This is a genomic window from Marinospirillum alkalitolerans, from assembly GCF_045055655.1.
Classification (GTDB): domain Bacteria; phylum Pseudomonadota; class Gammaproteobacteria; order Pseudomonadales; family Halomonadaceae; genus Marinospirillum; species Marinospirillum alkalitolerans.
The window spans coordinates 337260-349868 of the sequence record NZ_JBANFI010000003.1 but is presented as its reverse complement, the minus strand read 5'-3'; the positions used below and the strand labels follow the sequence as shown (position 1 = coordinate 349868).

Here is a 12609-nt window from a genome sequence, read left to right as displayed (position 1 = left end):
TGGGTAAAAGGTACGCGCTGTACGCTGCACAAAAGTATAGGTGGATTTGTGTAGTGAATAAGACTGAACGGTATCTCTTTGGCGGGATGATTTGCTTAACTTTGTTTGATCTGTAGTTTTATCAACTAAATTTTCCTGCTGCAGCGCATTAAAAAACCCGCTCCGAGGAGCGGGTTCTGATCTTGGCGAGATCGCTAGACAGCTTAGCTGCCGACGATACGGCCATCTTCACGACTGATCACCAGCGTGCCTGAACGCGGGTAGATGGCAGCAGTGGAAGGCCAATGGCTGTTGATCTGACCGGCTGCAAATTCAGCGGCGCTGGTGGTGGCCCCTGGATGCTGCACATTCACAAAGAGGGTCTTTTGATCCGGTGTGCTGCAGACGCCGGTGATTTCCTGACCAATTGGCCCAACCAGGAAGCGCTTCAGCACCAGATTCACAGGATCACAAGCCAGCATCTGGTTGTTGCCGAACTCGGCCCACTTGCCAGTGTTGACCACGCTCTCGCTCATATCGGTTTGAATCCACAGACGGCCTTGGCGATCAAACCACAGGCCATCAGGGCTATTGAAGATCTGCTCCTGATTGAGAGGTGCACCGGCAAACTGCGAATCACCCTCTGGACCGGCCATAATGAACAGATCCCATTCAAAGCGCGTGGCTTGTGCTGTACCTGCCTCACGCCAGCGGATGATTTGCCCCCAGTCGTTGGCGGCGCGTGGGTTGGCAGGATGCAGCTGGTCTTCAGTACGACGTGAGTTGTTGGTCAGCGTGAAGTAAACCTCGCCAGTTTGCGGATGCACAGCACCCCATTCTGGGCGGTCCATCTTGGTCGCACCAACAAAGTCAGCCGCTAAACGGGTGTTGACCAGTACATCCGCTTGACTATGGAAGCCGTTCTCTGCGCTCAAGCCGCCCATGCCAAAGACCAGAGGCAGCCACTCACCTGAGCCGTCTTCATTAAAGCGCGCGACATAGAGGGTGCCGTGATCCAGCAGATGGCCGCCTGCTGTTGCCTGATGATAGGGCTGAGCACTGACAAACTTATAGATATATTCAAAGCGGGCATCATCACCTGAGTAGCAGACGATGGGCTGGCCCTCGACTGGTGGCTGGAAGACCACACCTTCATGAGCAAAACGGCCTAAGGCGGTACGCTTGATGGGCGTAGACTGAGGATTAAAAGGATCGATCTCAACGACCCAGCCAAAGGTGTTGGGCTCATTGCGGAAATCCTCTGTCGCCTGCGCGGCTTGAGGCGTTGCGTTAAAGCGCTGATACAGATCTGAGGCTTGGTCGGCCTTCTCCCATGCATAGCGGCTGGTGCCCTCACGTGTTACGCCATAACGGCGCTGTTCACGCGGCTGGGTGGCGGTGTTGATAAAGTAGCCCGCCCAGTTTTCTTCACAAGTCAGGTAGGTGTTCCAAGGCGTCACACCGTGAGCGCAGTTGTTCAGCGTGCCGCGTGTGCGCGTTCCTTCTGGGCTAAAGCGCGTTTTGATTAAATCTGAGCCGCGTACTGGGCCGCTGATTTGCATCTCGGTGGTGCCGGTAATGCGACGATTACGCGGATCAGCCACCACCTGCCATTCTCCATTGGCCTGCTTGCGAATACGCACCACGCTGACGCCGTGGGCATGCATTTCTTTCAGCACTTCATCGGCTGGACGCTGACCGTTAAATAAGGGCACCGCATTGCGGTTCAGTGATTGACCGCGCGCTGAGGCATGCATAAAGCGGGGCTCAACATACTCATGGTTCATCACCAGCAGGCCATCTTCTGAACTGCCTTCATAGGGCGATTGGCCCTCGATGGGATAGAAGTGCATGCCATCGTGATGGCTGCCCATTTGCTGCGCTTGATCGGCACCGGTGTTGGTCAGTGGATCAAAGGCAGGCATCCGGCCACTGATCGGCTCGCCCCAAGGCACAAGAACCTGATGACGATAGCCCGCTGGCAGAGTGACTTCATCGCGTGCATGGACGGCAATCGCATCAAAACCAACCAGCTGTGGGCCACTGGCGACACCTCGTGATGAACCTGCAGCGAGGGCCGGTGAAGAAGATAAGAGCGAGTGACCAAAAAAACCAAATAACGCAGCGCTCAGGCTGCCCTGGAGCAGACTGCGACGATCGAGGCGCTTATCCAAAATATCGGCAAAGTGGGCATTGTTGGAGGTATTGCTGAGAGGCTCATCACCCTCTCCGCGATCAATGATGTTGACTTCTTGTGTTGGACGAGTCATGGCGCACCTTTTTGATAGTGATGTCTTTTTTGAGCGATCTTGCCTGTGCGGCATATCAGTGGTCGCAGGCAAGATCATCAGCTTGATTAACCTGGGGCAGCCTAAAGAAGTGAAATGAAAAAATAGCGACATCGATGTGGCAGAAAAGTGAAAAACGTATTTTCTTGTATTGAGAAAGCCTCTCATTAAGAAGGTCAGACCAATATTTGATTTTGGATGCCAGACAAGTGCTTAGTCTGGTGGGGCGTGATCAGCATGATTTTATCTATGCGTGCAGGTTTATTAGACATAAGTCGGATCATTGCACTGGATGTTTGACAGTAAAAAACGCAATGCCTAGCATTACTTCTATTCGGTGTAAATTGGTATGACCAATTTCCCAGATTAAAGTCACGTCAGCAGCGAGATGCTGGCCTCACACTAGCCTTCTGGTCTGAGGTGGGCCATCGAGCAGAGGTAGAGCATGAGCGATCCTGTCAAAATTTATCCAGCACGGCCGACCAAGGTGTATTTTTATGCCACCTGTTTGGTGGATCTTTTTTTCCCCGATGCGGGCTTGGCTGGTGTGCAGCTTTTAGAGCGTGAAGGCATTCAAGTGCTCTTTCCGCAAAACCAGACCTGCTGCGGTCAACCTGCCTATTCTTCTGGTTTTAATGATCAAGCGCGTGAGGTGATTCTGCCGCAGCTCGATTTGTTTCCTGAAGACTATCCCATTGTTGTGCCCTCAGGTTCTTGCGCCGGCATGATGCGCCAACACTATCCTGAACTTTTTGCCGGAACGCCCCAAGCGGCACAAGCTGAAGCTTTAGCAGCCCGCACTTGGGAGTTGACTGATTTTCTGCTGCAGGTCTGTCAGATCAAACTGCAGGATCGAGGACAGCCGATCAAAGTCGCCATGCATACCTCCTGTTCTGCCCGTCGTGAAATGGGAATTGCCGCCGTGGGGCCGGCTTTACTAGGGCAGCTGGCGCAAGTGGAACTGGTTGAGCAGGCGCGTCCTGCTGAGTGCTGTGGTTTTGGCGGCACCTTTGCCTTGCGTCATGAGGAGATCTCCGGCGCGATGGTGAAGGATAAAGCGGAGGCACTGGTAGCGGCAGGCGCGGAGCAGTTTGTGACCACTGACTGTGGCTGCATGATGAACATTGCTGGCTATGCCGCGAAACAAAAGCTCCCCCTTCAAGGCCAGCATATCGTCAGCTTCTTGTGGGAAAGAACCCAAGGAGAGGCGTCATGAGCGCGCAGCAGCCGGTTGAGCAGTTCCATCCGCGCGCCCGTACCGCTTTAGAGAATCCGCAGATTCGGGCGAATTTTCGTCAGGCGATGGATGGTCTGATGGCTAAGCGTCAGGCGGCTTTTGCTGACTGGGAGCTGGAAAAACTGCGTGATCTGGGTGCCGCGATACGTCTGCGGGCATTGTCGCGCTTGCCCGAACTCTTGGAGCAGCTCGAAGCCAAGCTCACCGCGCAAGGCATTCAAGTCCACTGGGCGCAAACAGGGGAAGAAGCCTGCACCATCATTCGTGATATCTGTCAGGCGCGTGATGCCAAGAAGGTGATCAAGGGCAAATCGATGGTGTCTGAGGAAATGGAACTCAACCACTTTCTTGAAGCCGCAGGCATCGAAGCCCTGGAGTCGGATTTGGGCGAATATATCGTTCAACTGGCAGAAGAAACCCCCTCCCACATCATCATGCCTGCGATCCATAAAAACACGGATCAGATCTCTGAGTTGATGCATGCCAAAACCGGCACTCAGCGTTCGCATGATGTGGATTATCTGACAGCCAGCGCCCGCCAGCAGCTGCGTGAGAAGTTTATGCAGGCCGATGTAGGCATTTCAGGTGTCAATTTTGCTATTGCTGAAACTGGCACCCTGTGTTTGGTGGAAAACGAAGGTAATGGTCGTCTGACCACCAGTGCTCCGGCCTGTCATATCGCTGTCACGGGCATTGAAAAGGTGCTGGAGAAGCTTGAAGACGTCACGCCTTTGCTGGCGCTGCTCACCCGCTCTGCCACCGGCCAGCATATTACCACCTACTTTAATATGATCTCTGCGCCGCGTCAGGCGGGTGAGCGAGATGGCCCTGAAGAAGTGCATCTGGTGCTGGTCGATTCGGGACGTTCGAGCATCTATCAGGATCAAGAGCTGCTTGATACGCTGCGTTGTATTCGCTGCGGGGCCTGCATGAATCACTGTCCTGTGTACACCAAGATAGGCGGCCATGCCTATGGCACAACCTATCCTGGTCCGATTGGCAAGATTCTGATGCCGCATCTGCTGGGTCTTGAAGCCACGCGCGATCTGCCCTCGGCTTCGACCCTGTGCGGTGCCTGTGGCGAAGTCTGCCCAGTGAAAATCCCGATTCCAAAATTGCTCCAACGCCTGCGCCAAGAAGCGGTGGATGGAGATCAAACCCGCCCAGCCAAGGTCGCTGGACATGGTGTGAAACGGCGCTGGAAAGAACTCCTTGCTTGGCGACTCTGGGCCTATGCTCATGCCCATCCTCAGCTCTATCGTTTTGGGGGGCGGATGATGAGCCGCCTGCGCCATTGGTTGCCGCAGAGCTTGGGGGGGTGGACACGTTATCGTACCGCACCACAGCCTGCACCCAAGACACTGCATCAGTTGATGCAGGCGCGTTCTCCAGCCGCCACCAAGGAGCCTCAAGCATGAGTCAAGCCCGTGACCAGATTTTGCAGCGTTTACGCGCTGGGCGTCCCGCTGATTTTGAGGTGCCACCCAGCGATTTTTCTGTGGTGCGCACACGCGATTGGTCTGATGCCGAAAAGCGAGACCTTTTTCAGCGCAAGATGGAATCCGTTCATACCGAGGTCCATCGTGTCCGAGACACCGATTGGGTGCCCACCTTGTTGCGTCTTTTGGCAGAAAAAAATCTGCCTAACCTCTGGGTCAGTGAGCACAAGGCACCGGGCCAGACCTTGAAGGCCCAATGGCACGCCGATTTGCCGTCGCTGCTCCATGACAATCGCCCCATCGAAGAATGGAAAACCCAGCTGTTTGAGCAGGTCAGCGCGTCGCTCACCACCTGTCGTGGCGCGATTGCTGAAACAGGGTCACTGATTCTGTGGCCAGATCAGCATGAGCCACGCCTGCTCAGTCTGGTGCCGCCCGTGCACTTTGTGCTGCTTTCAGCAGAGCATATTTATTCTACTTTTGATGAGGCCATCCGTGCGCAGCAGTGGGTCAGCACTGGCTTGCCAACCAATGCCTTGCTGATTTCTGGCCCTTCTAAAACCGCCGATATTGAACAAACCCTGGCCTATGGTGTGCATGGCCCGCGAGAACTGATCGTGTTGCTCATCGAAGCCGATTCATAAAGAAGTTAATCAATAAGAGGGCGCAAGCCCCAACCCAAGCCTGGGCTCTTTGCTGAGTGCAGGCTGCTGTCAATAACGACAATAATAGAAACGATAGGAAGCCCCTCATGTCTGAAACTCTGTTGTCCTTACTGGCCTTCGCGCCTTTAATCCTCGCCGGTGTGCTGCTGGTGGGGTTGAACTGGCCTGCACGCTTGGCGATGCCGGTTGTCTTTCTGGTGACGGCCGCGATCGGCCTTTTTGCCTGGGAAATGTCGCTGACGCGCGTAGTGGCTTCGAGTCTGCAAGGCTTGATTCTCACCGGCGGTATTCTGTGGATTATCTTTGGTGCCATCCTGCTGCTGAATACCTTGAAGCACTCAGGGGCGATCACCGCGATTCGGGGCGGTTTTTCCAATATCTCGCCCGACCGCCGTGTGCAGGCTGTGATCGTGGCTTGGCTTTTTGGCTGCTTTATTGAAGGCGCTTCAGGTTTTGGCACGCCAGCCGCAGTGGCCGCGCCATTACTGGTTGCGCTGGGCTTTCCGGCCCTGGGTGCGGTGATGATCGGGATGATGATCCAATCGACGCCTGTCTCCTTTGGTGCGGTGGGAACGCCGATCGTGGTCGGTGTGACTGCGGGTCTGGATCGCACGGGGATCAGTGAGCAGCTGGTGGCCAATGGCTCCAACTGGGAGGTCTTTTATCAACTGATTACCTCTCAGGTTGCCATCACCCATGCCATCGTTGGTGTGCTGATGCCACTCTTTATGTGCGCCATGCTGACGCGCTTTTTTGGCAAAAACCAATCCTGGACTGAAGGCTTGGCGATAGCGCCCTTTGCGATTTTTGCGGGTCTGGCTTTTGTGCTGCCCTATGCGGCCGCTGGTGTCTTCCTTGGCCCAGAATTTCCCTCGATGATTGGTGCGTTAGTCGGCTTGGCAATTGTTGTGCCTGCGGCCAAAGCTGGTTTCTTACTGCCTAAGAAGCAGTGGGACTTTGCTGATCCGAAAGACTGGCCTGCTGAGTGGATGGGCAAGATTGAAATTAAACTCGATAGCCTGGCAGGCAAAGCACCGATGCAAGGCTGGCTGGCATGGCTGCCCTACCTGCTGTTGGCAGCCTTACTGGTTATCTCGCGTATGGTGCCTGAAGTCAAAGCCTTCTTTACCAGCTTCTTGAGCTTTGGCTGGAGCAATATTCTGGGTGAGGCCGGTGTCTCCGGCAGTATTCAGCCCTTGTATCTGCCAGGCGGCATTATGGTGATGGTGGTGGCGCTGACCTTCTTCCTGCACCGGATGCAGTTCCAGCAATTGAAGAGTGCGCTCAGCGAGTCTTCAAAAACGCTGCTGGGGGCCGGCTTTGTGTTGATTTTTACCATTCCGATGGTGCGCATCCTGATTAACTCAGGTGTGAATGCGGCGGATCTGCCCTCGATGCCGATTGCGATGGCGCAGCTGGTTGCTGACAGTGTAGGCGGTGTGTATCCCTTCTTTGCACCGATAGTTGGTGGCTTGGGGGCCTTTATAGCTGGCTCGAACACTGTGTCTAACCTGATGCTGGCGCAGTTCCAATTCAGTGTTGGTGAGCTGCTGGGCGTGTCCAGCGCACTGTTGGTGGCGATGCAGGCGGTGGGTGCAGCGGCAGGCAATATGATCGCGATACATAACGTGGTTGCGGCTTCTGCTACTGTGGGCCTGTTAGGCCGTGAAGGCAAAACCCTGCGTATGACCATTATCCCCACGCTCTACTATCTGGCTTTTGCCGGCATACTGGCGATGCTCGCCGTGTATGGTTTGGGTGTGACCGATGGTTTGATGTAGGGCGAGATGTTCTTTTTGACTTGGATAGCTTTCTTGCTTGGATAGCTTTCTTGATTTGATTACAAGGTAATGGCCATGTCTTCTGCTTACTCCGAACTCTATTCCACTCTGGCGGCTTTTGTGCCAGAAGAGCGGCTGATCCGAGATGAACTGCGTCGTCTTGCCTATGGCACCGATGCGAGTTTTTATCGCCTGATTCCTGAGCTGGTGGTGCGGGTGGAGAGTGAGCAGGAGGTGCAGCAGCTTTTGGCGGCCTGTGCTGAGCGAGGCTTGCCGATCACCTTTCGCGCGGCGGGGACGTCGCTCTCAGGGCAGGCGGTGACCGATTCAGTGCTGATGCAGCTGGGCAATGGCTGGAAAGGGCATCAGCTGCTGGATCAGGGTCAGGCGATCCGTCTTCAACCTGGCGTGATTGGTGCGCAGGCCAACCGCTACCTTGCCAGTTTAGGCCGTAAGATCGGGCCTGATCCGGCCTCGATCAATGCCTGCATGATTGGCGGGATCGCGGCGAACAATGCTTCGGGGATGTGCTGTGGTACCGCGCAGAACTCCTATCACACCCTGAAGGATCTGCGTGTGATTCTGGCCGATGGCACGCTGGTGGATACGGCGGATGCGGATTCCGTGGCGGCGTTTCGTAAGAGTCATGCCGCCTTGTTGCAGGGATTGGCTGATCTGGCCAGTCAGGTGCGCGCCAATACCGCCTTGGCGGAAAAAATTCGCCACAAGTATCGTTTGAAAAACACCACTGGCTATAGCCTGAATGCGCTAGTGGATTTCACTGATCCATTAGAGATCTTCAAGCATCTGATGATTGGCTCAGAAGGTACGCTGGGCTTTATGGCCGAAATCACCTACCACACGGTGGTGGACTATCCACATAAGGCTGCGGCCTTGATCTACTTTGCCGATATGAAGGCCGCTTGTCAGGCGACCACCTTGATGAAGCCCACGCCTGTGTCAGCGGTGGAGTTATTGGATCGCGCCGCCTTGCGTGCGGTACAGGGCATGCCGGGGATGCCAGAAGATTTGCAGTCTTTGCCTGATCAAGCTGCTGCCTTGTTGGTGGATGTGCGTGGGCAGAACCCAGCCCATCTTACCGAGCAGATTGCCGCTGTTAGTGCTGCGCTGGAATCGATGGCAACCTTGCAGCCGGTCCATTTCACCCGTGATCTGGCGACTTACGAACTCTATTGGAAAATCCGCAAGGGCACCTTCCCAGCGGTTGGCGCGGAGAGGGTGATCGGCACCACGGTGATTATCGAGGATGTCGCTTTTCCACTGGAGCGCCTTGCTGAAGGTGTTCAAGAGTTGCAGGCACTGTTTCACAAGTATCGCTACCATGAGGCCATCCTCTTTGGTCATGCGCTGGAAGGCAACTTGCATTTTGTTTTTACTCAGGGCTTTGATGATCCAGCCGAAGTGCAGCGCTATGAAGCCTTGATGGATGAGGTCGCTCAGCTGGTGGCGGTCAAGTATGGCGGCTCATTAAAAGCCGAACATGGAACAGGGCGGAATATGGCGCCTTATGTGGAGCTAGAATGGGGCAGTGAAGCCTATGCCGTGATGAAGGCCATCAAGCGTCTCTTTGATCCGCAGAATCTGCTCAACCCTGAGGTGATTTTATCGGATGATCCGCAGATTCATCTGCGCGATTTAAAACCCCTGCCAGAAGCCGATCCCTTGGTGGATAAGTGCATTGAATGTGGTTTTTGTGAAGCGGTCTGCCCCTCGCGCCGTCTGACCTTAACGCCACGTCAGCGGATCGTCATCTGGCGCGAATTGCAGCGGCGGCGTCAGGCTGGAGAAGATCCCGCGGCCATCGCTGAGTTGGAAGCCGCCTATCAGTATCAAGGACTCGATACCTGCGCTGCCGATGGGCTCTGCTCCACTCAGTGTCCGGTCAGCATCAATACCGGAGATCTGGTGCGTGGGATTCGGGCGCAACAACACCAAGCACAAGCTTCACAAGCCAATTGGATCGCCGAGCATTTTGCTGGGGTGACGCGCTTGGCCCGCACTGGCCTGAAAGCCGCGCAGCTGGGGCGGCGCTTAATCGGCGATGCAGGTATGGATACCAGTTTGAAGCTGCTGCGCAAGGTGGGCGTTGAGGCGGTCGGGCATTGGCGACCCAGTTTGCCTTTGGCTGCGCAGCCGCTGGATCAGTTACAGCCAGCGACACCTGCGCCCACTGATCCTGACGCACCGGCGGTGGTCTACTGGCCATCTTGCGCCAGTCGCGTGCTGGGCTCAGATCGTGAGGCCAGCGATGGGCGTAATCTCAGTGAGGTGACGATCAATCTGCTGCATAAGGCGGGTTATCGAGTGATCCTGCCCCAAGGCATCAATGGGCTGTGCTGCGGGATGCCGTTTCAATCCAAGGGCTTGTTTGCGCAAGCGGATCAAAAGCAGGTCGAGCTGTTAGCGGCGCTCAATCAGGCCTCAGAACAGGGGCGCTGGCCGGTGATTACCGATACCAGCCCTTGTAACCTGCGTGTGAATGAACAGGGGCTCACCTCGCTACGCTTAATGGAAGCCAGTGATTTTGTGGCGCAGGAAGTCTTGTCGCGGCTGCAGATCACGCCGAAAAAAGAAAAAGTCGCTCTGCATGTGACCTGCTCGACCACGCGTCAGGGCAAGGCGCAGCAGCTGGTTGATTTAGCGCGGGCTTGTGCGACCGAGGTGGTCTTGCCTGAGTCGGTGACCTGTTGTGGTTTTGCCGGAGATCGAGGCTTTCAACGCCCAGAGTTAAATGCTTCATCCTTGCAGGATCTGGCAGAGGAAGTGGCCGGCTGCAGTGAGGGTTACTCGAATAGCCGCACTTGTGAGATCGGTTTGACTGAGCATGCAGGCATTCGTTATCAGTCGATTCTGTATTTAGTGGATGCGGTCAGTCAGAGACCGACCGCCTGATCGGGCGGTGGGCTGATCCAGCAATCAGTGAGTGTGCTACTGGTGAGTGTGGATCTTGCCGTCTTGCAGGAAGAAGCTCACCTTATCCAGTTCCTTGCGCACTTCATAGCTCTTACCGGCAATAGTGACAAAGGTGCCTGGATAGGCGCGTCGGTTGACCTCGACCTTGGCAGCATAAAAGCGTCGTAGCTGCTCTTCTGTCTGCATTAATTGCTGGTTGAGCTCTTTATAGCGCGCTTGGAGGCTCTCTTTGGCGCGCAACAGCTGATCCTTCATTTTGATCACCTGCTCGCGTCCCTGTTGCTTGGTTTTGCGTGCCAGTTCAACCAGCTTGTACTTTTGTTCATCCAGCTGATGCAGCTGCGCCAGCAACTGGGTGTATTCTTCCTGCAATTCCTGACACTGCCCCACTTCGAGCCGCGTTTCGCTATAGGCGACGGCCCCTGTGGTGTTGACCTTGATCAGATCCACGGCTTTGACCTGCCCGCCCACAATTTGCCCCTTGCCTTGTACTTCAACAAAGGTGCCAGCCGTCAGCGACGAGTGCATCACCTGGTTGCTGATGATGATCTCGTGCCCAGCCTCAAGCAGTGCTTCATGGGCAAAACGAGCTTTAATGCTGCAGCCTGCTTTCAGTGCGGCCTTTTCTGTCAGATACACGGCATCTTTATGGCCGATCGCGCCGCCTAAAACCTCAATATGGCCATCGGTTTTGATAAAAGCCGCATCCACCACGCCCCCGATTTTGATGTCTCCAGTCGCGATGACCTGCATCCCGTCGCGCACATCACCCTTGATCTCGACACTGCCGCGAAAACGGATATGGCCGGTGCTCAGATCCACCTGATTCAGCTTGAGTAGCTGTTCAACCTGTGCGCCCTTGTCATAGATCACCGGCAAGCCAGAGACAGCAGCGACCAGCAGATTCTCATCTTCTGGGTCGGGTCGGACACTGGCATCCTTGATCCTGAGCTGAATATCCTTGCCATCCTTGCCGCGTAATACCTTGCCAGTCACTGTCCAACCATCCTTGCCTTTTTCAGGTGGATGGCGGCGCATCATCGGAGTGCCTTCTTCAATATAAGGAAAGTCACCCAGTTCAAGAAAATCGACCCGGTCATAATCATCCAGCTGAGGACGACGATCGGAGGCATCATGGACGAGCGGCTCTAAAAAGCCATCCTGTCCGTTGACAGAGGTTTCGCCAAAGGCAATCACCGTGCAATAGACATCTTGCGTATTGCGCAATTTTTCTGCCAGCGCCGGATCGGTCAGCTGCGTCAGCGCATCTTCGAGCAGACCACGAGTGACCTTGTTTTTGCGCAGCAGGATATCGATCTGCTCACGGTCAATCGGTTTGCCCATCCCCTGTGCGCCATGCAGCACCATGCCAGCAACAAGGCGATTCGGACTTAAAAAGATATCGACGCGTGCATCCACCGGCAGGCTGAGGCAGATGTCCTTAGGCACCTTGCGTCGGATGGCATCCAGCAGTGTGGCCAGTGCGGCTGGTACCAGCGGAAAATCCTGTTCATTAAAGCCAGAGCGGGCAAAAACCTGCATAAACTGCTGTTTTGTCAGCTCGCGTGTGGCCTCAGTGGGATTAAAGTCGGCCCAGAGCTCGTTGGATTCTGGGTCTATACGAAAGACAATACCGAGCTGATTCGCCGCAGGGAGCTGGCCTGACTCCTCGATCGGTTGGGTCGGTGAAGCTTGGTCTTTCATATCCGTCTTCCTTTATGTTGTGCTCTACAGGATAATGCTTCTTAATCACAGAGGTGAAAACACTAAACCATGGCTCAGATCATAGCTCACTCCAGCCTCAGGGTGTACGCTTTTCGCTGAGTTCATCAGCCACATTTAACCAAGGAGAAAGGAATGAGCGCAAGACTCAGTATCGCCCTCATTGGCGCCGGTAGAACAGGTACGCCGCTACTGAAAGATTTGATGCAATATGATTATATTCAGGTGCTTGGCGTGGCGGATATTGATTCCGAATCACCGGGGATGCGCCTCGCGCGTGATCAGGGGGTGGCCTGCTTTACTGAGCCGATGGAGCTGGTCAAGGCGGTGGGTGAAGTGGATATTCTGGTCGAAGTTTCTGGCGATCCAGAGCTGAAAGCCAAGATCAAAACCCACTATGAGCAAACGGCGAATCGCAAGACTTTGATCATGCACGATTTGATCGCACGTTTGATTATCAGCCTGTGTGACCGTAGCCCCACACTGGTGCCTTCCTTCCATCCTGAAGATCAAGGGATAGGTTGATGCCAATGCCGCACCAGCTGAACTCAGATGGTGCGGACT

8 protein-coding genes are annotated in these 12609 nt (G+C 54.9%); 6 read left to right on the top strand and 2 right to left on the bottom strand.

Annotation, left to right across the window (positions count from 1 at the left end):
• Positions 1-203 precede the first annotated feature (203 nt).
• Positions 204-2249 (bottom strand): PhoX family protein, encoded by a 2046-nt coding sequence (locus tag V6U78_RS06545; protein ID WP_405338644.1) that lies wholly within the window; start codon positions 2247-2249, stop codon positions 204-206.
• A gap of 463 nt (positions 2250-2712) precedes the next feature.
• Here V6U78_RS06545 and V6U78_RS06540 point away from each other — a divergent pair, with 463 nt between their 5' ends.
• The 5 genes from V6U78_RS06540 to V6U78_RS06520 all read left to right on the top strand — a co-directional run bounded on the left by V6U78_RS06540 (position 2713) and on the right by V6U78_RS06520 (position 10302).
• Entirely contained in the window at positions 2713-3483 is a 771-nt protein-coding gene (locus V6U78_RS06540) for a (Fe-S)-binding protein (RefSeq protein ID WP_405338642.1), read from the top strand.
• Positions 3480-4922, top strand: a complete 1443-nt coding sequence (locus V6U78_RS06535) for a LutB/LldF family L-lactate oxidation iron-sulfur protein (RefSeq protein WP_405338640.1) — start codon at positions 3480-3482, stop codon at positions 4920-4922. The genes V6U78_RS06540 and V6U78_RS06535 overlap by 4 nt, the downstream gene beginning before the upstream one ends.
• The gene (locus tag V6U78_RS06530; RefSeq protein ID WP_405338638.1) at positions 4919-5587 is read left to right on the top strand and encodes a LutC/YkgG family protein; all 669 of its coding nucleotides are present in this window, start codon (positions 4919-4921) and stop codon (positions 5585-5587) included. Before V6U78_RS06535 ends, V6U78_RS06530 begins: the two co-directional genes overlap by 4 nt.
• A 107-nt stretch (positions 5588-5694) precedes the next feature.
• Entirely contained in the window at positions 5695-7389 is a 1695-nt protein-coding gene (locus tag V6U78_RS06525) for an L-lactate permease (protein ID WP_405338636.1), read from the top strand.
• A gap of 75 nt (positions 7390-7464) precedes the next feature.
• Complete coding sequence (locus tag V6U78_RS06520; protein ID WP_405338634.1) at positions 7465-10302, top strand: FAD-binding and (Fe-S)-binding domain-containing protein; 2838 nt, start codon at positions 7465-7467, stop codon at positions 10300-10302.
• A 36-nt stretch (positions 10303-10338) separates the two neighbouring features.
• Here V6U78_RS06520 and V6U78_RS06515 read toward each other — a convergent pair whose 3' ends face one another.
• Positions 10339-12027 (bottom strand): FapA family protein, encoded by a 1689-nt coding sequence (locus V6U78_RS06515; protein WP_405338632.1) that lies wholly within the window; start codon positions 12025-12027, stop codon positions 10339-10341.
• 153 nt (positions 12028-12180) lie between these two features.
• On the opposite strand from V6U78_RS06515, the gene V6U78_RS06510 reads away from it, so the two are divergent.
• Positions 12181-12570 (top strand): hypothetical protein, encoded by a 390-nt coding sequence (locus V6U78_RS06510; RefSeq protein ID WP_405338630.1) that lies wholly within the window; start codon positions 12181-12183, stop codon positions 12568-12570.
• Positions 12571-12609 lie beyond the last annotated feature (39 nt).

Excerpts from the sequence above, each read along its gene's own strand:
- V6U78_RS06515 (WP_405338632.1), bottom strand. The coding sequence starts at position 12,027 with ATGAAAGACCAAGCTTCACCGACCCAACCGATCGAGGAGTCAGGCCAG.
- V6U78_RS06530 (WP_405338638.1), top strand. The coding sequence starts at position 4,919 with ATGAGTCAAGCCCGTGACCAGATTTTGCAGCGTTTACGCGCTGGGCGT.
- V6U78_RS06535 (WP_405338640.1), top strand. The coding sequence starts at position 3,480 with ATGAGCGCGCAGCAGCCGGTTGAGCAGTTCCATCCGCGCGCCCGTACC.
- V6U78_RS06510 (WP_405338630.1), top strand. The coding sequence starts at position 12,181 with ATGAGCGCAAGACTCAGTATCGCCCTCATTGGCGCCGGTAGAACAGGT.
- V6U78_RS06520 (WP_405338634.1), top strand. The coding sequence starts at position 7,465 with ATGTCTTCTGCTTACTCCGAACTCTATTCCACTCTGGCGGCTTTTGTG.
- V6U78_RS06525 (WP_405338636.1), top strand. The coding sequence starts at position 5,695 with ATGTCTGAAACTCTGTTGTCCTTACTGGCCTTCGCGCCTTTAATCCTC.
- V6U78_RS06540 (WP_405338642.1), top strand. The coding sequence starts at position 2,713 with ATGAGCGATCCTGTCAAAATTTATCCAGCACGGCCGACCAAGGTGTAT.
- V6U78_RS06545 (WP_405338644.1), bottom strand. The coding sequence starts at position 2,249 with ATGACTCGTCCAACACAAGAAGTCAACATCATTGATCGCGGAGAGGGT.